The organism is Pseudomonas sp. LBUM1659, assembly GCF_059716045.1.
The window spans coordinates 343,287-365,797 of sequence record NZ_CP166797.1; the positions used below are offsets into that span (position 1 = coordinate 343,287).

24 protein-coding genes are annotated in these 22,511 nt (G+C 59.5%); 11 read left to right on the forward strand and 13 right to left on the reverse strand.

Translation table 11 applies throughout. The annotated features are described in order from the left end of the window. Positions 1–68 precede the first annotated feature (68 nt). From ACA048_RS01575 to ACA048_RS01590, 4 genes are all read right to left on the reverse strand, one after another. Entirely contained in the window at positions 69–341 is a 273-nt protein-coding gene (locus ACA048_RS01575) for an oxidative damage protection protein (RefSeq protein ID WP_497627667.1), read from the reverse strand. Further along, positions 338–1,405: an A/G-specific adenine glycosylase gene (mutY, locus tag ACA048_RS01580; protein WP_497627668.1), complete on the reverse strand. Its 1,068-nt coding sequence runs from the start codon at positions 1,403–1,405 to the stop codon at positions 338–340. The genes ACA048_RS01575 and mutY overlap by 4 nt, the downstream gene beginning before the upstream one ends. Then, the gene (locus ACA048_RS01585) at positions 1,402–3,627 is read right to left on the reverse strand and encodes an AsmA family protein (RefSeq protein ID WP_497627669.1); all 2,226 of its coding nucleotides are present in this window, start codon (positions 3,625–3,627) and stop codon (positions 1,402–1,404) included. Before ACA048_RS01585 ends, mutY begins: the two co-directional genes overlap by 4 nt. Positions 3,628–3,698: 71 nt before the next feature. Further along, positions 3,699–4,112, reverse strand: a complete 414-nt coding sequence (locus ACA048_RS01590) for an acetyl-CoA sensor PanZ family protein (protein WP_497627670.1) — start codon at positions 4,110–4,112, stop codon at positions 3,699–3,701. Between the two features lie 220 nt (positions 4,113–4,332). On the opposite strand from ACA048_RS01590, the gene ACA048_RS01595 reads away from it, so the two are divergent. The 7 genes from ACA048_RS01595 (at position 4,333) to ACA048_RS01625 (ending at position 10,134) form a co-directional block, all read left to right on the forward strand. Further along, positions 4,333–5,997 (forward strand): OFA family MFS transporter, encoded by a 1,665-nt coding sequence (locus tag ACA048_RS01595; RefSeq protein ID WP_497627671.1) that lies wholly within the window; start codon positions 4,333–4,335, stop codon positions 5,995–5,997. Between the two features lie 254 nt (positions 5,998–6,251). Continuing rightward, positions 6,252–6,845 (forward strand): imidazoleglycerol-phosphate dehydratase HisB, encoded by a 594-nt coding sequence (gene hisB, locus ACA048_RS01600; RefSeq protein ID WP_003218037.1) that lies wholly within the window; start codon positions 6,252–6,254, stop codon positions 6,843–6,845. Then, entirely contained in the window at positions 6,845–7,483 is a 639-nt protein-coding gene (gene hisH / locus ACA048_RS01605; protein WP_497627672.1) for an imidazole glycerol phosphate synthase subunit HisH, read from the forward strand. Before hisB ends, hisH begins: the two co-directional genes overlap by 1 nt. Beyond that, positions 7,484–7,741: a DUF2164 domain-containing protein gene (locus ACA048_RS01610; RefSeq protein ID WP_046045558.1), complete on the forward strand. Its 258-nt coding sequence runs from the start codon at positions 7,484–7,486 to the stop codon at positions 7,739–7,741. Positions 7,742–7,783: 42 nt separating this feature from the next. Continuing rightward, positions 7,784–8,521 (forward strand): 1-(5-phosphoribosyl)-5-[(5-phosphoribosylamino)methylideneamino]imidazole-4-carboxamide isomerase, encoded by a 738-nt coding sequence (gene hisA / locus ACA048_RS01615; RefSeq protein WP_017336056.1) that lies wholly within the window; start codon positions 7,784–7,786, stop codon positions 8,519–8,521. A gap of 9 nt (positions 8,522–8,530) precedes the next feature. Further along, entirely contained in the window at positions 8,531–9,301 is a 771-nt protein-coding gene (hisF, locus tag ACA048_RS01620; RefSeq protein ID WP_007949037.1) for an imidazole glycerol phosphate synthase subunit HisF, read from the forward strand. A gap of 77 nt (positions 9,302–9,378) precedes the next feature. Beyond that, positions 9,379–10,134: a substrate-binding periplasmic protein gene (locus tag ACA048_RS01625; RefSeq protein WP_497627673.1), complete on the forward strand. Its 756-nt coding sequence runs from the start codon at positions 9,379–9,381 to the stop codon at positions 10,132–10,134. Positions 10,135–10,254: 120 nt separating this feature from the next. On the opposite strand, the gene ACA048_RS01630 is transcribed toward ACA048_RS01625, so the two are convergent. The 4 genes from ACA048_RS01630 to gpmI all read right to left on the reverse strand — a co-directional run bounded on the left by ACA048_RS01630 (position 10,255) and on the right by gpmI (position 15,464). Next, positions 10,255–11,031 (reverse strand): divergent polysaccharide deacetylase family protein, encoded by a 777-nt coding sequence (locus ACA048_RS01630; RefSeq protein WP_497627674.1) that lies wholly within the window; start codon positions 11,029–11,031, stop codon positions 10,255–10,257. A gap of 1 nt (position 11,032) precedes the next feature. Further along, positions 11,033–12,352 (reverse strand): S41 family peptidase, encoded by a 1,320-nt coding sequence (locus ACA048_RS01635; RefSeq protein WP_497627675.1) that lies wholly within the window; start codon positions 12,350–12,352, stop codon positions 11,033–11,035. A gap of 31 nt (positions 12,353–12,383) precedes the next feature. Then, positions 12,384–13,682, reverse strand: a complete 1,299-nt coding sequence (locus ACA048_RS01640) for a murein hydrolase activator EnvC family protein (protein WP_497627676.1) — start codon at positions 13,680–13,682, stop codon at positions 12,384–12,386. A gap of 252 nt (positions 13,683–13,934) precedes the next feature. Next, positions 13,935–15,464, reverse strand: a complete 1,530-nt coding sequence (gene gpmI / locus ACA048_RS01645) for a 2,3-bisphosphoglycerate-independent phosphoglycerate mutase (protein WP_497627677.1) — start codon at positions 15,462–15,464, stop codon at positions 13,935–13,937. A gap of 153 nt (positions 15,465–15,617) precedes the next feature. Between gpmI and ACA048_RS01650 the strand changes: the two genes are divergently transcribed. From ACA048_RS01650 to secB, 3 genes are read left to right on the forward strand one after another with little or no spacing between them, the layout of a single operon-like run. Further along, the gene (locus tag ACA048_RS01650) at positions 15,618–16,037 is read left to right on the forward strand and encodes a rhodanese-like domain-containing protein (RefSeq protein ID WP_497627678.1); all 420 of its coding nucleotides are present in this window, start codon (positions 15,618–15,620) and stop codon (positions 16,035–16,037) included. Between the two features lies 1 nt (position 16,038). Further along, positions 16,039–16,308, forward strand: a complete 270-nt coding sequence (grxC, locus tag ACA048_RS01655; protein WP_223518840.1) for a glutaredoxin 3 — start codon at positions 16,039–16,041, stop codon at positions 16,306–16,308. A 26-nt stretch (positions 16,309–16,334) separates the two neighbouring features. After that, positions 16,335–16,820: a protein-export chaperone SecB gene (secB, locus tag ACA048_RS01660; protein ID WP_007949026.1), complete on the forward strand. Its 486-nt coding sequence runs from the start codon at positions 16,335–16,337 to the stop codon at positions 16,818–16,820. A gap of 132 nt (positions 16,821–16,952) precedes the next feature. On the opposite strand, the gene ACA048_RS01665 is transcribed toward secB, so the two are convergent. Beyond that, positions 16,953–17,408: a tRNA (cytidine(34)-2'-O)-methyltransferase gene (locus ACA048_RS01665; protein WP_123435449.1), complete on the reverse strand. Its 456-nt coding sequence runs from the start codon at positions 17,406–17,408 to the stop codon at positions 16,953–16,955. Between ACA048_RS01665 and ACA048_RS01670 the strand changes: the two genes are divergently transcribed. Next, entirely contained in the window at positions 17,407–17,847 is a 441-nt protein-coding gene (locus ACA048_RS01670) for a hypothetical protein (protein WP_497627679.1), read from the forward strand. The genes ACA048_RS01665 and ACA048_RS01670 overlap by 2 nt on opposite strands. Positions 17,848–18,456: 609 nt before the next feature. Here ACA048_RS01670 and ntrC read toward each other — a convergent pair. The 4 genes from ntrC to ACA048_RS01690 all read right to left on the reverse strand — a co-directional run bounded on the left by ntrC (position 18,457) and on the right by ACA048_RS01690 (position 22,332). Beyond that, positions 18,457–19,893, reverse strand: coding sequence for a nitrogen regulation protein NR(I) (ntrC, locus tag ACA048_RS01675; RefSeq protein WP_223518847.1), 1,437 nt, complete (start codon positions 19,891–19,893; stop codon positions 18,457–18,459). After that, entirely contained in the window at positions 19,890–20,975 is a 1,086-nt protein-coding gene (glnL, locus tag ACA048_RS01680) for a nitrogen regulation protein NR(II) (RefSeq protein ID WP_497627680.1), read from the reverse strand. The genes ntrC and glnL overlap by 4 nt, the downstream gene beginning before the upstream one ends. Before the next feature lie 230 nt (positions 20,976–21,205). Beyond that, entirely contained in the window at positions 21,206–21,826 is a 621-nt protein-coding gene (locus ACA048_RS01685) for a DUF4124 domain-containing protein (protein ID WP_497627681.1), read from the reverse strand. Then, positions 21,823–22,332, reverse strand: a complete 510-nt coding sequence (locus tag ACA048_RS01690) for a DUF4124 domain-containing protein (protein WP_497627682.1) — start codon at positions 22,330–22,332, stop codon at positions 21,823–21,825. Before ACA048_RS01690 ends, ACA048_RS01685 begins: the two co-directional genes overlap by 4 nt. Positions 22,333–22,511: the final 179 nt, after the last annotated feature.

The following is a 22,511-nucleotide window of genomic DNA, read 5'->3' on the forward strand; positions in this document are numbered from 1 at the left end:
TCAAGAAAGTTTTCAAAAAAATTTTAATTATTACCGTCGCTTACGATCCGACCCCCGAGAAATCGGGATTATTCAGTCGGAGGAACGTAGCCGTCAGCCTTGGCGTAATCCTCGCCGGAGAAGTACTTGTCCATCTCGCCCTGAAGATATTTGCGGTCTTCGGCGTTCATCATGTTCAGGCGTTTTTCGTTGATCAGCAGGGTCTGGTGTTTTTGCCAGTCGGCCCAGGCCTTGGCCGAGACGTGGTCAAAAATGTCCTGACCTTTTGCGCCCGGGAAGGGGGGGCGTTCCAGGGCGGGCAATTCTTCTTTGTACTTGCGGCACATGATGGTGCGGGTCATGACGACTCTCCTGCGTTCAATACGGCGGCCGCGCGTTCGAGCAAGGTCTTGACCGGGGCGGCAAGGCCCAGGCGCGGCGGGGTGGCGAGGTTATACCAGAGCCAGTCGGCCTCGGCCACGTGATGGTCGGCCTCCTGGACATGGACCAGCCAGGGTTCGATGGACAACTGAAAATGGCTGAAGGTGTGCACCAGGCTCGGCAGCGCTTGTTGGCTGCCCAGTTCCAGCGAGTGTTGCGCGGCCAGGTGTTGCAGGTCGTCGAGGTCATCGAGCTCCGGCAAACTCCAGAGACCGCCCCACAGGCCCGTGGAAGGCCGCCGGTAAAGCAGAATCGCGCCTTCACCATTGGCGAGCATAGGCATCAGCGTGCGCTTCTGTGGCACGGTTTTACGCGGTTTGGGGACGGGGTAGCGGGTTTCCAGGCCGAGCATGTGCGCTTCGCAACCCTTTTCCAGCGGGCAGAGAAGGCAGCTCGGCTTGCTGCGGGTACACAGCGTGGCGCCCAGATCCATCATCGCCTGGGTGTAGGCGTTGACCCGATCATGCGGCGTAAAGCGCTCAGCGTTGGCCCAGAGCTGTTTGGCGACCTTCGGCTCCCCCGGGTAACCCTCTTGCGCGGTAAAGCGCGCCAGCACGCGTTTGACGTTGCCGTCGAGGATCGGCGCCCGCAGGCCCATGCTCAAGCTGGCGATGGCACCGGCCGTCGACAGGCCGATGCCCGGCAGATCAACCAGCTTTTCCACATCCCGGGGAAACTCGCCGCCGTACTCCGAGACGACAATTTTCGCGGTCTTCTGCAGATTGCGCGCGCGGGTGTAATAACCCAGGCCCGTCCACAGGTGCAGCACTTCGTCTTCCGGGGCGGCGGCCAGAGCTTCGACCGTAGGCAGCGAGGCCATGAAGCGGTCGAAGTAATTGAGTACGGTGCTGACCTGGGTTTGCTGCAACATGATTTCCGAGACCCACACCCGATACGGGGTGATGCCCTGTTGCCAAGGCAAATCGTGGCGGCCGTGGCTGTCGTACCAGTCCAGTACCGCCGATGAAAACTGATCGGCTCTCATTGCTTGAACAGCCCCTTCAATGCGTTTTTCAGTTCAGGACTGACTTTATCGCCTAGCTTCTCGTCGATTTTTTCGCTGATTTTGTCGCCCGCCAGTTTGCTTGCCACCTGACTCATGCGTTCGTTATCCAGGCGGCAGGCCTTGGCGCCGAGTTCCAGCGGACCCCGGCAACGCAGCGGCCACTCGATACCGACGAACTTGTCGCCGACCTGGCAGGCCGGGTCCGGCATGGCACTCGTATCGCCTTCGACGATGATGCCCACGCGATAGTCCATGCCCAGCACGCGCAGATCGACGTCGCCGTCGCCATTCACGGTCATGCCCGGAATGCGCACTTTCAGGTCCGGGTTGCTGGCCACGCCGTTATGGAAGGTCAGTGTGCCCTTGAGTTCCTGGAACGGCGTGTCCTTGCCCCGTGGCTCGCCGCTGAGGGTTTTGCGGTTCAGGGTGGCGATGCCTTTGCACAGCTGTTGTTCAAGGTTGGCATTGAGCAGCACGCCATTATTGATGACGAAACTGGCGTTGCCGTTGAGGCTGTCGATCAACGCTTTCTGGCTGTTGCCGCTGGCGGTCAGCGCACTGTTGAGCGTCACCAGGCCTTTGACTGGCGGATTTTTGCCTTGGTTTTCGAGGATTTTTTCCACCGGGACTTTGCTGATCTGCGTCTGCATGCTCAGCGCAGGTACTTGTTGGCGCACGTCGAGGGTGCCCTTGGTTTCGAAGTTGCCGTCGTACAGATCGCCGCGCAGGTTCTCCAGGGTCAGCAGGCCGCCCAGGCCTGTGGCCTTGAACGCAGCGTTGTGGATCGGCAGCTTGTCGAGGGTCAACTGGCCAAAGGTCAGGTCGGCGTCCACGTCGAGTTTGCTCAAGCGTTCAACCGGCAGCAGGCGTTCGGTACTCCAGGCGTCCTTGGTCGGTGACTCCGGCAGCGGTGTGCTGCCCGCACCGGCCATGGCATTGGCCTCGGTGCTGGCGACTTCAGCCTGACGCACCTGTGTCGCGCTGTTGGCTTCGGCGGATTTGGGTGGCAGATAGCGGTCGACATTGAACGTGTCAGCCTTCAGGACTGCGCGCAGCGATTGTTTGGCGAAATCCTCGACGGCGATGCGGCCACTGAAGCTGCTGTCATCGACTTTCAGGTTGAGGTTATCGAACGAAACGCTGGTCGGCGTGCCAGCAACGCGGCTGACCAGTTCGACTTTGCTCAAGCTGCCTTCGGCCATGGCCGGAAGCTTCTGGCCAATACTGTCGACGAATTTCGCCAGGTCGAACTGGGCAATCGAAATGCCGCCGCTGATCTGCGGCGTCTTGTCGAGGTCGTTGACCTTGAGTTCACCCAGTGCGCGCAATTGGTTGGCAGAGATCTTGATACCGGTCCATTCGGCGACGTTCGCAGCTTTATCCAGCAGCAAATGCCCTTGGGCGGCGAAGGTCATGGTTTTGCCCTGCAGCGGATCACCCGCGACTTCGCCGGACATTTTCATGTCTTCAAATTTGTATCGCTGCAATGCGCGTTCAAAACGCAACTCACCATTGAGCTCGGTGCGCACCCGCAGAACCGGCTGGTTGGTGCCGAGGAATGCGGTGAGTTTGACCGGGATGTTGGTCGAGTCATGCACCGGGCCTGTACTCAGCTGGATGCTTTCGGCGCTGAACTGCCTGCCAGTCTTCTCGTCGCTGTATTCGACGCGGGCGTTGTTCACCGTCAGGCTGTCGATGTCCAGGCGAATCGGCTGGGCTGGTTTTTCCACTTGGGCGGTGGCCTCTGGAGCCGGTTCGCCCGTGGTGGCTGGTGTCGTGGCCTGATTGGCTGGCGCCGGGACCTTGCCGACATCTTCCCAATTGCCATGGCCGTCCTTGTCGCGGTTCAGGCGCAGGTTCAGGCCTTCGACACGGACATCGCTCATCTGCACTTCTCGGCGCAGCAACGGTAGCACGCGCACTGACAGGCCAAGCATCTGCAAGTCGGCGAACGGCTCCGTCGGCTTGGCCAGGGTCGCGACACTGGCCTCGTGCAACTCCAGGCCCAGCCAGGGGAACAGGCTCCAGCCGATGTCGCCATTGAGCGTCAGCTCGATGTGGGCCTTGTCGCGGGCAATCTGGCGAATCTCGTCTTTATAGTCGTTGGGATCAAAGAGGTGGGTCAGGGCAAAGCCCAGCGCCACAATGATCAGCAACAGCCCGAGAAGTACCAGACCCAGGATTTTGCCGAACGCTTTCATGGGCGAGTCCTTGTAGATAGTCGAATTCGGAATTTAGCCGGGGAGTATAGCGCCCCAAAGCGGACGACCGGTCAGGCGATAACTGCAGGCAGTACATCCAGTGGCAGTTTCAGCTTGGCGGCAAGCGCCTGGGCTTCAAGATGCCCGGCGGGGGCCAGCAAGCGCAGGGTGGCGCCCGACTCAGAGGCCATTTTTTGCGCTTCGTTCACCAGGCGCTCGGCGACACCACGGCGACGGGTAATTTTTCGTACGCAAAGTTGGGACAAGTGCCAAACGTTCTGATGCCGTTGCAAGCGGGCTGCGCCGAGCAGTCGATCATTGAAGCGTCCGGCGATCAGCGAACCGTCCCGCAGGCAGCCTTCGATCAGCTGTACATCCCCTGAAAACGGGGCATGCAGCCAGTCCGGGGCGTCGCGGTAAATTTTCTGCAGGTCTTGCTGATCCTGGTAAGTGGCCTCGTTCAGCGGTTCGACAATGATCGGCATGGCGACTCCTTAAGAGGTACAAGAACGGATGACATACAAAGGGTGATATCAGTTTGGCTTTTCTGCCACGCTCAAATGGTAACCTTGGCCCGTTCGTCCGTCCTGCTGTGACGAGTTGTCGCACCTGAAGCAGCTTCACCCAACAAAACGGTCATGCGTGCGCATAGAGGCTGGGGGAAGTAGTGGCTGGCGAACCCTACTAATAATTGGGGGATACACAATGACCACGAGCATCACGGCGGACGGCCTCAAAGCCGGCCAGCCTGCGTTCCTGTCCAAGGAGCGCATCATCGCCAAGCCCGGTTTTAACCGTTGGCTGGTGCCACCGGCCGCTTTGGCCATCCACCTTTGCATCGGCATGGCCTACGGTTTTTCGGTGTTCTGGTTGCCACTGTCCAAGGCGCTGGGCGTGACCGCTCCAGTGGCCTGCGCGCCGGACATGAGCTTCATTTCGCAAATTTTCTCGTCGCAATGCGACTGGCCGATCTCGATGCTCGGCTGGATCTACACCTTGTTCTTCATCTTCCTCGGCTGCTCGGCAGCGATCTGGGGTGGCTGGCTGGAACACGCCGGGCCGCGTAAGGCTGGCGTTGTATCGGCGCTGTGCTGGTGTGGTGGTCTGCTGATTTCAGCACTGGGGATTTATACCCACCAGATCTGGCTGATGTGGGTCGGCTCCGGGGTCATTGGCGGTATCGGCCTGGGGCTGGGTTACATCTCGCCGGTTTCGACGTTGATCAAGTGGTTCCCGGACAAGCGCGGCATGGCGACCGGTATGGCGATCATGGGTTTTGGCGGTGGCGCGATGGTCGGTGCTCCGCTGGCCGCAGCCCTGATGAGCCATTTCGCTTCGCCAACCAGCGTCGGCGTCTGGCAGAGCTTCCTGGTGATGGCCGCGATCTACTTCGTGTTCATGATCGGTGGCGCACTGTCCTACCGCGTTCCGCCAACCGGCTGGAAGCCTGAGGGCTGGACCGCTCCGGCGAAAAAAGCCGCGAACGCGATGATCACCCACCGCCACGTTCATGTGAACGTCGCCTGGAAAACTCCACAGTTCCGTCTGGTGTGGCTGGTGTTGTGCCTGAACGTATCGGCCGGTATCGGCATCCTCGGCATGGCGTCGCCGCTGTTGCAGGAGGTGTTCGGTGGAAAATTGATCGGTGTTGACCTGCCATTCGGTCAACTGGATGCCGGGCAACTGGCTTCGATTGCGGCGATTGCTGCCGGTTTCACTGGTTTGCTGAGTTTGTTCAACATCGGTGGCCGGTTCTTCTGGGCCTCGTTCTCGGATTACCTGGGCCGTAAAAACACCTATTTCGTGTTCTTCGCGTTGGGTTTTGCGCTGTATGCGTTGATCCCGAACCTCGGTCACCTGGGCAACGTTGCGCTGTTCGTGGCGGCGTTCTGCATCATCCTGTCGATGTACGGCGGTGGTTTTGCGACGGTTCCGGCTTATCTGGCGGACTTGTTCGGTACGCAAATGGTGGGTGCGATCCACGGTCGTCTGTTGACGGCGTGGGCGGCAGCGGGCGTGTTGGGTCCGGTGCTGGTGAACTACTTGCGTGAGTATCAGCTGAGCATCGGCGTTGAACGTGCCGCCGCTTACGACATCACCCTGTACATCCTGGCCGGTCTGCTGGTGTTGGGTTTCCTGTGCAACCTGTTGGTGCGTCCGGTGGCTGACAAGTACTTCATGACCGATGCTGAGCTGGCTGCCGAACAGGCGCTGGGCCACGACAAGGGTGCCGACAGCAGCACCGAGCTGGAGTGGAAAGCGGGCGCGGGTACCAAGCCGTTGGCAGTGGCAGCGTGGCTGGTGGTGGGCGTTCCGTTGGCGTGGGGTGTTTGGGTAACCCTGCAGAAAACCGCGATCTTGTTCCACTAACGCCAAACCTTGTAGGAGCCGGCTTGCCGGCGAAGGCGTCCTCATTGCCGCTGCACTTCGCCCGGCCGCCTTCGCTGGCAAGCCAGCTCCTGCAAAAGCCGTGCATTCGCAATGAATGCAGGCTTGTACTGACATGTACATCGCTGACGGCTCTGAGTTCACTCCGTCAGCGATATCACCTCTCGTGTTTCTGTTTCGCGCCCGCGCCCCTATAATGGCTGCCTTTTTCGCCCAATGATTTTGCGGAGCTGGTGATGGCCGAACGTAAGGCGTCAGTCGAGCGCGACACTCTGGAAACCCAGATCAAAGCCTCGATCAACCTGGATGGCACCGGAAAGGCCCGATTTGATATCGGTGTTCCTTTTCTTGAGCACATGCTGGACCAGATCGCCCGTCACGGGCTGATCGACCTGGATATTGTCAGCAAGGGCGACCTGCATATCGACGACCACCACACCGTGGAAGACGTCGGTATCACCCTGGGTCAGGCCTTCGCCAAAGCCATCGGCGACAAAAAAGGCATCCGTCGCTACGGCCACGCCTACGTGCCGCTCGATGAAGCGCTGTCGCGCGTGGTGATCGACTTCTCCGGTCGCCCTGGCCTGCAGATGCATGTGCCTTATACCCGCGCTACCGTTGGCGGTTTCGACGTTGACCTGTTCCAGGAATTCTTCCAGGGCTTCGTCAACCATGCGCTCGTCAGCCTGCACATCGACAACCTGCGTGGCACCAACACCCACCACCAGATCGAAACCGTGTTCAAGGCATTCGGCCGCGCCCTGCGCATGGCCGTAGAGCTCGATGACCGCATGGCCGGGCAAATGCCCTCGACCAAAGGCGTTCTGTAATGCAGACGGTCGCGGTTATCGATTACGGCATGGGCAACCTGCACTCGGTGGCCAAGGCCCTCGAGCACGTTGGTGCTGGCAAGGTCTTGATCACCAGCGATGCCGACGTGATTCGAGAAGCCGACCGGGTGGTTTTCCCCGGCGTCGGCGCGATTCGCGACTGCATGGCGGAGATCCGTCGTTTGGGCTTCGATTCTCTGGTGCGTGAAGTCAGTCAGGACCGTCCGTTCCTCGGCATCTGTGTCGGCATGCAAGCCTTGCTCGACAACAGTGAAGAGAACGATGGCGTCGACTGCATCGGCCTGTTTCCGGGCGCGGTGAAGTTCTTTGGCAAAGACCTGCACGAAGACGGCGAACACCTGAAAGTCCCGCACATGGGCTGGAACGAAGTGAAGCAGACGGTCACGCACCCGCTGTGGCACAACATTCCGGACCTGGCGCGTTTCTACTTCGTGCACAGCTACTACATCGCCGCCGGCAACGCGCGGCAGGTGGTAGGTGGCGGTCACTACGGTGTCGATTTCGCTGCGGCGCTGGCCGAAGGCTCGCGTTTCGCCGTGCAGTTCCACCCGGAGAAGAGCCATACCCATGGCCTGCAATTGCTGCAGAACTTCGCCGCGTGGGACGGTCGCTGGTAAATGGCTGCCAAGAAAAAGCCGCCGATCCTGACCCTCACTCCCGAGCAGGAGAACGAGGCGAATCACAAGATCAAGCGCTTCATGGAGGATCGCTTCGAACTGGACCTGGGTTCGTTCGAAGCGGCCGAAATCCTTGAGCTGTTTACCCGTGAAATTGCTCCGCACTATTACAACAGGGCGATTTTCGATGTGCAGACGCACCTCAAAGAGAGGTTCGAAAGCATCGAAAGCGACTTGTGGGCGCTCGAGAAAAACTGATTTCCGAGCGAAGCTGAATACTCGAATTTGAAGGTTTGCCAGATGCTGATTATTCCCGCTATCGATCTCAAAGACGGTGCCTGTGTTCGTCTGCGCCAGGGCCGCATGGAAGATTCCACGGTGTTCTCCGATGACCCGGTGAGCATGGCTGCCAAGTGGGTAGAGGGCGGTTGCCGTCGTCTGCATCTGGTCGACCTGAACGGCGCTTTCGAAGGCCAGCCAGTCAATGGCGAAGTGGTCACCGCGATCGCCAAGCGCTACCCGAACCTGCCGATCCAGATCGGCGGCGGTATCCGCTCGCTGGAAACCATCGAGCACTACGTCAAAGCCGGCGTGAGCTACGTGATCATCGGCACCAAAGCCGTGAAAGACCCGGCTTTCGTCGCCGAAGCCTGCCGCGCGTTTCCGGGCAAAGTGATTGTCGGTCTGGACGCCAAGGATGGTTTCGTTGCCACCGACGGCTGGGCTGAAATCAGCACCGTTCAGGTCATCGACCTGGCCAAGCAGTTTGAAGCTGATGGCGTGTCTGCGATCGTTTATACCGACATCGCCAAAGACGGCATGATGCAGGGCTGCAACGTACCGTTCACCGCCGCGCTGGCCGCTGCCACGCGTATTCCGGTGATCGCTTCCGGCGGTATTCACAACCTCGGTGACATCAAATCGCTGCTCGACGCCAAGGCGCCAGGCATCATCGGCGCGATCACCGGCCGGGCGATCTACGAAGGCACCCTCGACGTCGCTGAAGCGCAAGCTTTCTGCGATTCGTACAAAGGCTGAGGACTGACCATGGCGCTGGCCAAACGCATCATCCCTTGCCTGGACGTGGATAACGGCCGGGTCGTTAAAGGTGTGAAGTTCGAGAACATTCGCGACGCCGGTGACCCGGTGGAAATCGCCCGTCGCTACGACGAGCAGGGTGCTGACGAGATTACGTTCCTCGACATCACCGCCAGCGTCGACGGTCGCGACACCACGCTACACACCGTGGAACGTATGGCCAGCCAGGTGTTCATCCCGCTGACCGTGGGCGGTGGCGTGCGCACGGTGCAGGACATTCGCAATTTGCTGAATGCCGGTGCGGACAAGGTGTCGATCAATACCGCAGCGGTGTTCAATCCAGAGTTTGTTGGTGAAGCGGCGCAGCATTTCGGTTCGCAATGCATTGTCGTCGCCATCGACGCCAAGAAGGTTTCACTGCCGGGCGAAACTCCTCGCTGGGAGATCTTCACCCATGGCGGTCGCAAACCTACCGGTCTCGACGCTGTTGAATGGGCGAAGAAAATGGAAGGCCTCGGTGCCGGTGAAATCCTGCTGACCAGCATGGACCAGGACGGCATGAAAAACGGCTTCGACCTCGGTGTGACCCGCGCCATCAGCGATGCCTTGGGGATTCCGGTGATCGCCTCCGGTGGTGTCGGCAACTTGCAGCACTTGGCTGACGGCATCCTCGAAGGTCACGCCAGCGCAGTATTGGCGGCGAGTATTTTCCACTTCGGCGAATACACCGTGCAGGAAGCCAAGGCCTACATGGCTCATCGCGGCATTGTGATGCGCTAAACAAACGATAGAGGCCAGTGGACATCATGGCGGGCTCAAGGCACTCTTGGGTACGCCATGGATTTCGGTAGCCAGACATGCTCAAACGCCTTCTTCTAGTCCTCGCCAGTGCCTCTCTGTTGTTTATCAGCGGAGCGCATGCCGCAGAAAGTCCCGACACCGACCTGGTGTTGCTGACGGAAAATTTCCCGCCGTACAACATGGCGAAGAACGGCAAAAACTTCGCTCAAGACGAGAACATCAATGGCATCGCCGTGGACATTGTCCGCGAGATGTTCAAGCGTTCCGACATCACTTATAGCCTGACGCTGCGTTTCCCTTGGGAGCGAATCTACAAACTCGCCCTCGAAAAGCCCGGTTACGGCGTGTTCGTGATGGCGCGTTTGCCTGACCGCGAGAAGCTCTTCAAGTGGGTCGGCCCGATTGGTCCGGATGACTGGATCATGTTGGCCAAGGCTGACAGCAAGATCACCCTCGAAACGCTGGATGACGCGCGCCAATACAAGATCGGTGCCTACAAAGGCGATGCAATTGCCGAGACGCTCGCCAAGCAGGGGTTGAATCCAATCGTTGTGCTTCGCGATCAGGACAATGCGAAGAAACTGGTCAACGGCCAAATTGATTTGTGGGCCACCGGTGATCCGGCCGGGCGCTATCTGGCGCGGCAGGAAGGCGTGAATGGTCTCAAAACGGTGCTGCGCTTTAATAGCGCCGAGCTGTACCTGGCGTTGAACAAAGATGTACCGGACGAGATGGTGGCCAAACTTCAGGCCGTGCTGGATCAACTGCGCAAAGAAGGCAAGGTGGACGAGATCATGGCGCGGTATTTGTAGCAGCGGCCAATACATCCCTGTAGGAGCTGGCTTGCCAGCGATGGCGACCGGAAGGTCGATGTAAGGCCCGAGACAGCTTCGCCGGCAAGCCGGCTCCTACAGTGATTCGGTGGCAGCCAATCAACGGTACACCCCGTCCTTGCCATGTGCGGCCGTCGCGCGGTTACCCCGCACACTGATCATCTGCTTGATATCAATCCACTCAATTCCCTGAGCCTTCAGCTTCGGCAACTCCCGCTCCAGAACCGCCAGCGTCTGCGGATACGGATGCCCGATCATCACCGCTGAACCCTGCTTGCGCGCCAGGCTGATCGCCGTCTGTAACTGGATGAAGATTGCCGCTTCGGTGCGTTCGTCATCCAGAAACACATCCCGCGAAACGCTGGCCAAGCCAATTTTCTGCGCCTGGGCGGCGGCAACGGTTTGTGCGCTGGTACGGCTGTCGATGAAAAATTTGTGCCGCTGCTGCAAGTCCGCCATCAACCAGGCCATGGCGGCCGTTTGAGCGGTCATTCGGCTGCCCATATGGTTGTTGATGCCAGCGGTATAGGGCACGACCTTGAACGCCGCATTCAGACGTTTTTCCAGCTCGCCCATGGGCAACTCGGGGTGCCAGGCGAACGGGCCTGTGGCTGGGTCCATGGGCATGTGCAGGATGACGATCTTGCCGGCGCGATGGGCTTCGCGGGCGAATTCGGTGGCATGGGGTGTGTCGGGCATGATCGCCACGGTCACCGGGCCGGCCAGGGTCAGCACGCGGCGATCCCGGGGCAGGTTCTGCCCCAGGTCATCGATGATCAGGCTGAGATAGGCTTTTCGAGGGGGCGTCTCGACGGGTGCTGCGTGAGCAGCACCCGCCAGGCAGAGCAATAAACTCAGGATAAACCGCTGGAGCATCTCAGCGGCCGGATGTGATGCTCAACCCTTTGAGCAGGCTCAAGGCCTGGGCCAACTGGTAATCATCATCCTGCGGCATGGCCTTGGCTTTGCCGCTGGAGCCGGTCGGCTTGTCGGCGCCGCCGTTGCCATTGCCCAGGTGGCCCTGCAGATCGGCTTCCTTGAAGTACTCGCTGTCTTGCTCGTTGGTGATCTTGGCCTTGCGCACTTCGATGTCCGGGACGATGCCCTGGGCCTGAATCGAGCGACCGTTCGGGGTGAAGTACAACGCCGTAGTGATCTTCAGGGCGCGGTCGTTGTTCAATGGCAGCACGGTTTGTACCGAGCCTTTGCCGAAACTGGTGGTGCCCATCACCACGGCGCGTTTTTGATCCTGCAAGGCACCGGCGACAATTTCCGAAGCCGAGGCGCTGCCGCCGTTGATCAGCACGACCATTGGCACGGCTTCACTTTCATCCTTGCCGGTCGCGGAGAAGCGCAGCTCGGAGTTGGCGATTCGGCCCTTGGTGTAGACGATCAGACCCTTTTTGATGAAGTGATCGACCACTTCCACCGCGGCCTGCAGTACGCCGCCCGGGTTGTTACGCAGGTCGAGGATGATGCCTTTGAGCTTCTTGCCGTTTTCCTTGCGCAGCTTGGCCAAGGCCTGGGAGACCTCTTCGCCGGTCTTGACCTGGAACTGAGTGATGCGGATATAGCCGTAGCCGTTTTCCAGCAGCTGCGCCTTCACGCTCTTCACTTGGATGATGGCGCGGGACAGGGTTACGTCGAAGGGTGTACCGCCATCGCGAACCAGGGTCAGGGTGATTTTCTGGCCAATCTTGCCGCGCATCTTGTCCACGGCTTCGGTCATGGTCTGGCCGCGAGTCGGCGCGCCGTTGATTTTGACGATGAAGTCGCCGGACTGGATGCCAGCTTTGGAAGCCGGGGTGTCATCGATGGGCGAAACCACTTTGATGAAACCGTCTTCGGCGCCGACTTCGATGCCCAAGCCACCGAATTCACCGCTGGTGCTTTCCTGCAACTCGGCAAAGTCTTCCGGTCCCAGGTAGGCGGAGTGCGGATCGAGGTTGCTGAGCATGCCTTTGATGGCGTTTTCCAGCAGGGTCTTGTCATCTACGGGTTCGACATAGGCGGCCTTGATCCGGTCCATGACCTCGGCAAAGGTGCGCAACTCTTCCAGAGGCAACGGGGCCTTGGTCGTCGCGGCAGTGCCCGCAGGCGCGACAGCCGGCGCCGGTTGAGCGGCGAACGCCAGAGGCGCGCCGATCACCAGGGCGATCGTCAGGGCCAGCGAGGTAAGGCGGGACAAATGCAGCATGTCAAACGAACTCCTGAATTAGGTAGCGTGCTTATCCTTGCACACGACACCATTGCGCCGGATCACTCGGGTGACCCTGCTGACGAATAGCGAAATACAGCGCTGGTGTGTCCTGCCCGCCACTGTTGCCGACGGTGGAGATGGACTCACCGGCTTTTACTACGTCACCCGCAGACTTGAGCAACGTCTGGTTGTGACCATAAAGACTCAGAAAACCGTTGCCGTGGTCGAGAATCACCAGTAGCCCGGCACCACGCAACCAGTCGGCAAACACCACGCGCCCGCCATGCACGGCATGCACCTGACTGCCGGCGGAGGCGCTGATCATCACGCCGTCCCACTTGGTGCGGGCATCGTCGCCACGAGACTCGCCAAAGCGTGCCAACAGTCGACCATCAACCGGCCAGGGAAGTTTTCCCCGGGTCGACGCAAAAGGGCCGCCAAAGGTTTCGCCTGAACTTGAAACCAGCGCGCCAGGTGTCGATCCAACGGGTTTGCGTGGGGCATCGGTGGTTTCTGCATCTGCTGCAGCCTGAGCCTCACGTAAACGCTTTTTTTCAGCTTCCTGCTGGGCGATCAGCGCTTTTTGCCGCGCTTCTTCTGCCTCACGGGCCTGGCGAGCCAAGGTTTCTTCAATGGTTTTAAGGACTTTAGACAGGTCTGCCTGATCCTGCTCGCGGGAGGCCAGTTTCTGATCGCGAGCCTTTACGTCTTCGTTGAGCTTGGCCAGGACTTGCTGGCGCTCCTTGCGGACTTTTTCGAGTTCGTCGCGCTGGCTGTCGAGGCTGCTCTTCTGCACCAGCAACTGCGCCTGCTGTGCGTCTATGTCTTTTTCGACATTGGCCAGTTGGCGCAGGGTTTCATTGAAATTCTTCAGCTGCTCCAAGCGGGCCTGGCTCAGGTAGTCGTAGTAGGTGAGGGTGCGGGCGAATTGTTCCGGGTTCTGCTGGTTCAGCAGCAGCTTCAAGTACTCCTGGCGACCGTTTTGATAGGCCGCGCGGGCCTGAATGGCGATCAGTCGTTGCTGTTCAATGCGCGCGCTCTGGAGTTTTTTTTTCTCGGCATCGAGTCGCTGCAACTCGGTTTCGCTTTTTTTCAGCTCTTTTTGCAGGGCGTCGACCTGTTTTTCGAGCTTGCCCATTTCAGTCTCGGTGCCTTTGAGCTCTTTTTGCACACCGGATTTTTCTTCCTGCAACTTGCCCAGCAGTTTTTTCAACTCGGCAATATCCTGACGCGTGGCGTCCAACTGTTGTTGGGTTTGCTCGCGCTCGTCAGCGAAGGCCGGTTGGAGCAGGCAAGTCAGTGCTAGGGCTATCAGGACGCGGAGCATAGAGGCGGGCGGCACCAGGGAAAGGGACGGCCTAGTATGCCCGCCATGCGTGGCAAAAAAAATGCCCAATTGGGGCTGTGTGATAACTGGACCGGGTCGCGGAGAAAATTGTTCTATGAAACCACCGAAAACCACTGTGGGAGCGAGCCTGCTCGCGATTGCGTCCTGACATTCAACAGTGATGTTAGCTGTCAGATTGCTATCGCGAGCAGGCTCACTCCCACAGGGATTGGAGGTGTCTGAACGATAGGGTTACACCAAAATCGATGTGCCGGTCATTTCCGCCGGTTTTTCCAGGCCCATCAGCATCAGCATGGTTGGCGCCACATCCGCCAGTACGCCGCCTTTACGGACCTTGAGGTCACGCTTTCCGACATAAATGAACGGTACCGGCTCGGTGGTGTGAGCGGTGTGCGCCTGGCCGGTGGCTTCATCGGACATTTGCTCGACGTTGCCGTGGTCGGCAGTGATCAGCGCTTCGCCGCCGACTTTTTCCAGGGCTTCGACGATGCGGCCGACGCACTGGTCCAGGCATTCAACGGCTTTCACCGCTGCATCGAACACACCGCTGTGGCCGACCATGTCGCCGTTGGCGTAGTTGACCACGATCACGTCGTAACGCTGGTTATCGATGGCGTCGACGATGCGGTCGGTGACTTCCGGGGCGCTCATTTCAGGCTGCAAGTCATAAGTGGCGACTTTTGGCGACGGGATCAGGATGCGTTCTTCGCCCGGGAACGGTTCTTCGCGGCCGCCGGAGAAGAAGAAGGTCACGTGGGCGTATTTCTCGGTTTCGGCGATGCGCAGTTGAGTCTTGCCGTTTTTCGCCAGGTAATCGCCCAGCACGTTTTCCAGGCTGCCGGCGGCGAACGCCGACGGTGCAGGAATGCTGGCGGCGTATTGGGTCAGCATGACGAAACCGGCCAGTTTCGGCTGGCGGCTGCGTTCGAATTCCTTGAAACCGTCTTCGACGAATACGCGAGTCAGTTCACGGGCGCGGTCGGCGCGGAAGTTCATGAACACCACGGCATCGCCGTCTTCGACCTTGACCGGCTCACCGATGGAGGTGGCTTTGACAAATTCGTCACTCTCGCCACGCTCGTAAGCAGCTTGCAGACCTTCCTGGGCGGTGGCGGCGTTGAATTCGCCGTTGCCGTCGACAATCAGGTTGTAGGCCTGGGATACGCGGTCCCAACGGTTGTCGCGGTCCATGGCGAAGTAACGGCCGATGATGCTGGCGATACGACCTTTGCCCAGCGCCTGGAAGGTCGCGTCGAGCAGTTCGATGGACGACTGAGCGCTTTTCGGCGGGGTGTCGCGGCCATCGAGGAAAGCGTGCAGGTAGATTTTTTCGGCGCCGCGCTTGAACGCCAGTTCAGCCATGGCGATCAGGTGGTCCTGGTGGCTGTGAACGCCGCCATCGGACAGCAGGCCCATGAAATGCACGGCTTTGCCGGCGGCAACGGCTTTATCCACGGCGGCACAGATGGTCGGGTTCTCGAAGAACTCGCTGTCGCGGATCGACTTGGTCACGCGAGTGAAGTCTTGATACACCACACGGCCGGCGCCGAGGTTCATGTGGCCGACTTCGGAGTTGCCCATCTGGCCATCGGGCAGGCCGACATCCATGCCGCTGCCGGAGATCAGGCCGTTCGGCACGGTGGCCCACAGGCGGTCCAGCACGGGCTTCTTGGCCGCATAGATGGCGTTGGATTCAGGGCTCTCACTGTGACCGAAGCCATCGAGAATAATCAGGACCAAAGGTTTAGGCGTGGTAGTCATGGATTCCACTCGTGGCTGAGTTAAAAGAGGGCGATGGAAAAGGGAGTGGCAGTTTAAAGCGAAGTTCCGGCCACGTCACCGCCGGACGGGGTTTGGCCCACCATAGTGGCTGTGTATACTGGCCGACATTTTAACGCCCTGGAACCTCCTTCGATGGTTGCTCACCTGATTGAATTTGCCACTAACCACTACATTCTTGTCGGTATCTTCGTCGTACTGCTGGCGGCGCTGATTGCCTATCAGATGCAAGGCGGCGGCCGCAGCCTGAGTACCGGTGAACTGACCGGGCTGGTCAACAAGGACGCAGGCGTTGTGATCGACATCCGTTCGACCAAGGACTTCGCCGCCGGTCACATCGTTGGCGCGTTGAACATTCCTCACGACAAACTGACCGCTCGCATCGGCGAACTGGACAAGCACAAGGCCAAGACCATCATCCTGGTCGACGCTCTGGGCCAGACCGCCGGTACGCATGCACGCGAACTGATGAAATCCGGCTTCACTGCCGCCAAGCTCTCCGGTGGTATTTCCAGCTGGAAGGGCGACAACCTGCCGCTGGTTAAGGTGAAGTGATATGAGCAACGTCGTCGTCTATTCCAGCGATTACTGCCCTTACTGTTCGCGAGCCAAGTACCTGCTCGAAAACAAAGGCGTGGCCTTCGAAGAGATCAAGGTCGATGGCAAGCCGCAGGTGCGCGCCGCCATGGCTCAGAAAGCCGGACGTACGTCCGTGCCGCAGATCTGGATCGGCAGCACCCACGTGGGTGGTTGTGATGATTTGTTTGCCCTTGAGCGCGCCGGTAAGCTCGACGCCATGCTCAAGGCCTGTATGCCTTCCCTATAAGACCCCAAGATCAGAAAGGATCTGAGATGACTGACCAACAGAACACTGCAGCTAGCGAAGAAGAAACCGCACCGCAATTCTCCTTGCAGCGCATCTACGTACGTGACTTGTCTTTCGAAGCCCCGAAAAGCCCGGCGATTTTCCGCCAGCAGTGGGAGCCGAGCGTCGGTCTGGATCTGAACACCCGTCAAAAGGCCCTGGAAGGCGACTTCCACGAAGTCGTGCTGACCTTGTCTGTGACCGTGAAAAACGGTGACGAAGTGGCATTCATCGCTGAAGTGCAACAGGCCGGGATCTTCCTGATCAAGAACCTGGACGACGCTTCGATGAGCCACACCCTCGGCGCGTTCTGCCCGAACATCCTGTTCCCGTATGCTCGCGAAACTCTGGACAGCCTGGTCACCCGTGGCTCGTTCCCGGCCCTGATGCTGGCACCGGTGAACTTCGACGCGCTGTACGCACAAGAGCTGCAACGCATGCAGGCGGCTGGCGAGACTCCGACCGTTCAGTAAGCAGTCCTGAGCGTCGAAGCAAGTCCAATGTGGGAGCGGGCTTGCTCGCGAAAGCGGTGTAACAGTCAACGAAGATGTTGAATGTTATGGCCCCTTCGCGAGCAAGCCCGCTCCCACATTTGTTATGCGGTGTTATTTAAAACCGAGCTGGCGCCAGCCTTCGTACACGGCGACAGCCACGGTGTTTGACAGGTTCAGGCTGCGGCAACCCTCACGCATCGGCAAGCGCAGGCGTTGTTCGCCGGGCAGGGCGTCGAGCACTTCAGGCGGCAGGCCTCGGCTTTCCGGGCCGAACAGGAAGGCGTCGCCCTCGGCGAAACTGGCATCGTGGAACGGTCGCGAGCCCTTGGTGGTGAAGGCGAATAACCGGGGATGGCCAAGGCTCTCCAGACAACTGGCGAGATCGGCGTGGCGTTGCAGGGTGGCATACTCGTGGTAGTCGAGGCCGGCCCGGCGCAGGCGTTTGTCGTCCATCTCGAAGCCCAGCGGCTCGATCAAATGCAGGTGGCAGCCACTGTTGGCGCACAGCCTGATAACGTTGCCGGTATTCGGTGGAATTTCTGGTTGAAAAAGGATGACGTGAAACATGCACGGCTCCGAAGGTAAAGATGACGGGCATTCTACGCCGCCAAAGGATCCCCGTTCGAAACTATTCCCGCGAGTGCTCGGTTCATTGGCGATTGTCGGGATGATGGTGGGGCTGATGATCGGTCGCCTGACCGCGCCCGACCCGACTGTTTTACAGCAGGTCGAGGTCACAAGCGACGGGCTGGTGGTGTGGTTCAACAACGAACCCAAGAACCACGGCGAGTTTGTGGACGGTAGCCTCGCGTTGCTGTTTGAGGCTGAAGGCAAGGCGCAAAAAGGTCAGCTCAAGCTCAACGACAAGAGCGTCAACTGGCGGGTGCGTTTGAGTGATGGGGGGTTGTTGCTGTCGGTGGTGGCGGCCCGGCCACTGCAAGGCGAGTGGAGGGGTAGTGAGGTCGATGATCGCTGGCGGCTGGAGATCCATCTCCGGGAGCAATAAAAGAGGGAATCCCCGGCCTGCCTGTACCAAGGCTCCCAAAACGGCGGGGCTCGCGCATTGCGTCGTGAGCCCGGTGTAAAGAAGGAACCCCTGACCTGCCTGTATCAAGGGCCCCAAAAAGGGGTGGGCTCGTCGCGTCGGCGGTGTGAGCCCGATGTAAAGAGGGGAATCCCCGGCCTGCCTGTACCAAGGTCCCCGAAACCGGGTAGTGAACTGAATCACTGAATGGACTGTTGCAGGGGGCGTGCCAGGTTTTAACAAGTTGAAACAGAAAGCCGCGCTGAAACGTCGAAAGCCCCGTATGACGGGGCTTTCGAGTTTTTTCGATAGGGGTTCGATTGCGAAAAATGGCGAGGTTTTGATGCTGGTTTTGTGCGCGATTGCAGGTCGCAGTGCATTGGTACGGTGCATGATGTTCTAAATGTGGGAGCGGGCTTGCTCGCGAAGGCGGTGTAACAGTCAACGAAGATGTTGAATGTTATGGCCCCTTCGCGAGCAAGCCCGCTCCCACATTGGTTCTATGTCAGCCGCAAAATTCAGGCTTGGCGCAAAGCCCGTGAGGGCGGGCCTGCGATTGAATGTAACTAATGCAGAAGAACCAAAGTCTACTTAACCCTCATCCCCTTCATCATCATCCCCGCCATCTACCTTCATCCCCAATTCCTTGATCTTGCGCGTCAGGGTGTTACGCCCCCAACCCAGCAAGACCGCAGCGTCGCGGCGGCGGCCGGCGGTGTGTTTGAGGGCGGTCTCGATCATGATCCGCTCGAAGGCCGGCACAGCGGTGTCCAGCAGGCTCGACTGGCCACGCGCCAACGCTTGATCGGCCCACTGGCGCAGCGCTTGCTCCCAGTTGGTTACGGGCGCCGAATCCTGCGGCAGGCTCAGCAACTCTGGCGGCAGGTCGCTGATGTGCACTTCACGACCCGATGCCATCACCGTGATCCAGCGGCAGGTGTTCTCCAGCTGGCGCACGTTGCCGCCCCACGGCAGGTTCTTCAGGTATTCCTCGGTTTCGCTTTTCAGCAGCTTCGGCTCGACCGCCAGTTCCTGCGCAGCACGGCTGAGGAAGTGCTTGGCGAGGGTCGGAATGTCTTCGCGACGGTCCGAGAGGCGCGGGATGTGGATGCGGATCACGTTGAGGCGGTGGAACAAGTCCTCACGGAATTTCCCGGCGTGTACCAGGGTTTCCAGGTTCTGGTGCGTTGCGGCGATGATTCGCACATCGACCTTCACCGGCACATGACCGCCAACGCGATAGAACTCGCCGTCGGCCAGTACTCGCAGCAAACGGGTTTGCGTATCGGCCGGCATGTCGCCGATTTCATCGAGGAACAGCGTGCCGCCGTCCGCCTGTTCGAAACGTCCGCGACGCAGGTTGGCCGCGCCGGTGAACGCGCCTTTCTCGTGGCCGAACAGTTCGGATTCCATCAGGTCTTTTGGAATCGCCGCCATGTTCAGTGCGATGAACGGCGAGGCCGCCCGTGGGCTGTGACGGTGCAGGGCGTGGGCCACCAGCTCTTTACCGGTCCCGGATTCGCCATTGATCAGCACGGTAATGTTGGAGTGGCTCAAGCGCCCGATGGCACGAAACACTTCCTGCATCGCCGGTGCTTCGCCGATGATTTCCGGTGTACGGGTCAGGGCGACCGGGACTTCCAGGCCTTGTTGTTCCTGAGCGTGCTGGTTGGCGCGCTTGACCAAGGAAACGGCTTCATCGACGTCGAACGGTTTGGGCAGGTATTCAAACGCGCCACCCTGATAGGACGCGACAGCGCTGTCCAGGTCGGAGTGAGCCGTCATGATGATGACCGGCAGCCTCGGGTGCTGTTCGCGAATCCGTGCCAGAAGTTCCAGGCCGCTGGCGCCGGGCATGCGGATGTCAGAGATGATCACGTCCGGCTGCTGGCGCGCCAGGCGGCTCATCACGCCATCGGCACTGTCGAAGCTTTGCGTGGTCATGCCTTCCTGCTGCAAGGCTTTTTCCAGGACCCAACGGATAGAACGGTCGTCATCGACGATCCACACGGTTTCACTACGGCTCATGTCGATGTGGCTCCTTGTTCCAGTGGCAGAAAGATCGAGAAAGTGGTGTGGCCTGGGTGGCTGTCACATTCGATCAAGCCCTGGTGCTGGCTGATGATGTTCTGGGTAATGGCCAGGCCCAGCCCGGTACCGTCCGGACGACCGCTGACCATGGGAAAGAAAATGGTTTCCTGAAGTTCTGCAGGAATGCCCGGACCGTTGTCGATGATTTCGATCTTGGTCACCAGGCGATGGCGCACATGGCCGATGGTGAATTGGCGCATGGCGCGGGTACGCAGACTGATGCGACCCAAGCGCAGTTCATTCTGGCTGCTGATGGCCTGCATCGCATTGCGCACGATGTTCAGCACCGCCTGAATCATTTGTTCGCGGTCGATCAGCACGTCGGGAATACTGGGGTCGTAGTCGCGCACCAAGGTGATGCAGCCCTGGCTTTCCGCTGACACCAGTTGGCAGACACGCTCCAGCACCTCATGGATATTGCACATGGCCAGCGACGGCAACTTGTTCGAGCCGAGCATGCGGTCGACGAGGTTTCGCAGGCGGTCGGCTTCTTCAATGATCACATTGGTGTAATCGCGCAAGCTTTCTTCCGGCAGTTCGCGGGCGAGCAATTGTGCGGCGCCGCGAATTCCGCCGAGCGGATTCTTGATTTCGTGGGCGAGACCGCGCACCAGCATCTTGCTGGTTTCCTGCTTGGACAACTGCGCCTCTTCCTTGGTGATCCGCAGCAAGCGGTCACGGGGATGGACTTCCAGCAACAGCATCGTGCCGCCATTGGCCAGGATCGGCGTTACTGCGTAGTCGACGGTCAATGTTTGGCCGGTGAGGGCGGTGAGCATTGCTTCGCGCTTGGTGAACGGGTGCGCCTGCTCGACTGCCTGGCGCAGGGAGTTCAGCGCTTCGGTGGATTCGGTGAACAGCTCGCTGATGAACTGCCCATGGCTACGCTGACCGCTGATGGCCAGCAGCATTTCCGCCGCCGGGTTCATGTACTCAAGGCGCAATTCGGCGTCGAGCAGGATGGTGGCCGTGGTCAGGTTGTCGAGTAGTAGTCGATGCAGTGCGTCGCTAATGGTCATCAGGACCTCTTTTGGAGCAGGGCGCGCGCAAGAACCAAGCGCTGATGCTGGGAAAATGCAAAAACCAAACCAAGGCTCCGAAAAGAAGCGTTTAAGGCCTGAAACGGACGTTTGACGCTCGTTTGCGTGGCGTTCTGCCAGCTTTCGCGGGTACTTTCGAACCAAAATGGGTTGCGATATGGGTACGGTGCAACCTATCGCACCAATGTAGTGCGTAAAGCTGAGCGGCGTCAGAACAAACGCAAGAAAGGATTTATTTCCTCTTTCGGTTTGTCTGTGATTGGGCATTCCGGCCGTTTGCCGTAGTCGACGAGGGCGCAGGGTTTGACCTGGCGTTTTTGCGCGAGGGATGTGCGCAGCATGTGGAGCGGCTGATTGGCGGTGCGTTCGACGGTGCGGCCTTGCTCGTCGAGGATTTCAACGGACAGGTTGTGACTGCCACGGTCGATATCGCTCAGCGCAAACACCGGACTGAGGCCGGGCTCGGCGGTGGGTTGGCCATCGAGCAGCAGTCGGTAGCGATGCCCCGGTTGCAGGCGGGGTTCGTTGGTGACGCTGACGATGATTTCGCCGGCATTGCTACGGATCGTTGCGTCCGGCTCCGGCACCAGTATGCGAAGCAAGTCGTAGTGGAACAGCGGTTGTTCTTCGGGCGACTTCTCGGCGATCAACGGCTTCGCACTCATGGGGTGGGCAGTCATGCGATTGCTGGTCGCCAGCGGCACACGTTTGGCGTTGCCATGCTGCGGCTGGTCGGTGAATGTGCGATTGCCCTGGGCGTCGACGTAGGTGAACACCTCCGCCGACACGGGCAGGGCGACCAGGCTTGCGACCAGCAGCCACAGCCTCATGGCTTATGCACCCTTTGCACGGTGAACGTCACGGGCGGACTTTGTTGAAGGATGTTCTCTCCATTGATCACCTGCACCGCCAGGCTGTGTTCGCCACGGTCGATGTTCACCAGTTGCAGGATCGGCATATTGCTCGATTGCCCATACGGTTGGCCATCCAGCAGCAATCTCAACAAGTGCGATGCTTGTAAGCGAGGCTTGATCAGGACGCTGACGGTGAAGGTGCCGTTATTCGCACGCAGGGCCTCGCCGGTGGGCAGGCCGGTCAGTTGCAGCACCTCATAGGCACTGTGCGGCGGCTCCTTACTGGTGCTTTCGGTGGAGGGGGCGGGAGGAGGTTGGGGTTCCACGCTATTCAGCGGTGGCAACTCAACCGGCTGGGCCGTGACGCCGTCGGGCGGTTGATTGCTGTAGGCGGTATTGCCGTCGGCGTCAGTGTATTTATAGATCTGCGCTGCGGCGGGCAGGGCAATCAGCAGCCACATCAAAAGCAAACCACGACCCATAAAATCAACCGGAAACGAAAGCGTTGGGGTGCAGCATAGGTCAGGGGCGGTGATTGACCCTAGCGGTTAACATTTCGGCATGATTTACCGCTATCCCTCAAACACCACAAACCCCCTGTAGGAGCGGGCTTCATCGGTCGTGGAATCGCGGAATCGCGGGCACAAAAAAGGCCTTCCGA

What these genes read in the sequence shown, in the direction of transcription:
- glnL (WP_497627680.1), bottom strand. Translation starts at nt 20,975, where the DNA reads ATGACCATTAGCGACGCACTGCATCGACTACTACTCGACAACCTGACC.
- grxC (WP_223518840.1), top strand. Translation starts at nt 16,039, where the DNA reads ATGAGCAACGTCGTCGTCTATTCCAGCGATTACTGCCCTTACTGTTCG.
- ACA048_RS01665 (WP_123435449.1), bottom strand. Translation starts at nt 17,408, where the DNA reads ATGTTTCACGTCATCCTTTTTCAACCAGAAATTCCACCGAATACCGGC.
- hisB (WP_003218037.1), top strand. Translation starts at nt 6,252, where the DNA reads ATGGCCGAACGTAAGGCGTCAGTCGAGCGCGACACTCTGGAAACCCAG.
- ACA048_RS01650 (WP_497627678.1), top strand. Translation starts at nt 15,618, where the DNA reads ATGGTTGCTCACCTGATTGAATTTGCCACTAACCACTACATTCTTGTC.
- ACA048_RS01610 (WP_046045558.1), top strand. Translation starts at nt 7,484, where the DNA reads ATGGCTGCCAAGAAAAAGCCGCCGATCCTGACCCTCACTCCCGAGCAG.
- secB (WP_007949026.1), top strand. Translation starts at nt 16,335, where the DNA reads ATGACTGACCAACAGAACACTGCAGCTAGCGAAGAAGAAACCGCACCG.
- ACA048_RS01575 (WP_497627667.1), bottom strand. Translation starts at nt 341, where the DNA reads ATGACCCGCACCATCATGTGCCGCAAGTACAAAGAAGAATTGCCCGCC.
- ntrC (WP_223518847.1), bottom strand. Translation starts at nt 19,893, where the DNA reads ATGAGCCGTAGTGAAACCGTGTGGATCGTCGATGACGACCGTTCTATC.
- ACA048_RS01595 (WP_497627671.1), top strand. Translation starts at nt 4,333, where the DNA reads ATGACCACGAGCATCACGGCGGACGGCCTCAAAGCCGGCCAGCCTGCG.
- ACA048_RS01585 (WP_497627669.1), bottom strand. Translation starts at nt 3,627, where the DNA reads ATGAAAGCGTTCGGCAAAATCCTGGGTCTGGTACTTCTCGGGCTGTTG.
- gpmI (WP_497627677.1), bottom strand. Translation starts at nt 15,464, where the DNA reads ATGACTACCACGCCTAAACCTTTGGTCCTGATTATTCTCGATGGCTTC.
- ACA048_RS01690 (WP_497627682.1), bottom strand. Translation starts at nt 22,332, where the DNA reads ATGGGTCGTGGTTTGCTTTTGATGTGGCTGCTGATTGCCCTGCCCGCC.
- ACA048_RS01670 (WP_497627679.1), top strand. Translation starts at nt 17,407, where the DNA reads ATGCACGGCTCCGAAGGTAAAGATGACGGGCATTCTACGCCGCCAAAG.
- hisA (WP_017336056.1), top strand. Translation starts at nt 7,784, where the DNA reads ATGCTGATTATTCCCGCTATCGATCTCAAAGACGGTGCCTGTGTTCGT.
- mutY (WP_497627668.1), bottom strand. Translation starts at nt 1,405, where the DNA reads ATGAGAGCCGATCAGTTTTCATCGGCGGTACTGGACTGGTACGACAGC.
- ACA048_RS01640 (WP_497627676.1), bottom strand. Translation starts at nt 13,682, where the DNA reads ATGCTCCGCGTCCTGATAGCCCTAGCACTGACTTGCCTGCTCCAACCG.
- ACA048_RS01590 (WP_497627670.1), bottom strand. Translation starts at nt 4,112, where the DNA reads ATGCCGATCATTGTCGAACCGCTGAACGAGGCCACTTACCAGGATCAG.
- ACA048_RS01630 (WP_497627674.1), bottom strand. Translation starts at nt 11,031, where the DNA reads ATGCTCCAGCGGTTTATCCTGAGTTTATTGCTCTGCCTGGCGGGTGCT.
- ACA048_RS01685 (WP_497627681.1), bottom strand. Translation starts at nt 21,826, where the DNA reads ATGAGGCTGTGGCTGCTGGTCGCAAGCCTGGTCGCCCTGCCCGTGTCG.
- ACA048_RS01635 (WP_497627675.1), bottom strand. Translation starts at nt 12,352, where the DNA reads ATGCTGCATTTGTCCCGCCTTACCTCGCTGGCCCTGACGATCGCCCTG.
- ACA048_RS01625 (WP_497627673.1), top strand. Translation starts at nt 9,379, where the DNA reads ATGCTCAAACGCCTTCTTCTAGTCCTCGCCAGTGCCTCTCTGTTGTTT.
- hisH (WP_497627672.1), top strand. Translation starts at nt 6,845, where the DNA reads ATGCAGACGGTCGCGGTTATCGATTACGGCATGGGCAACCTGCACTCG.
- hisF (WP_007949037.1), top strand. Translation starts at nt 8,531, where the DNA reads ATGGCGCTGGCCAAACGCATCATCCCTTGCCTGGACGTGGATAACGGC.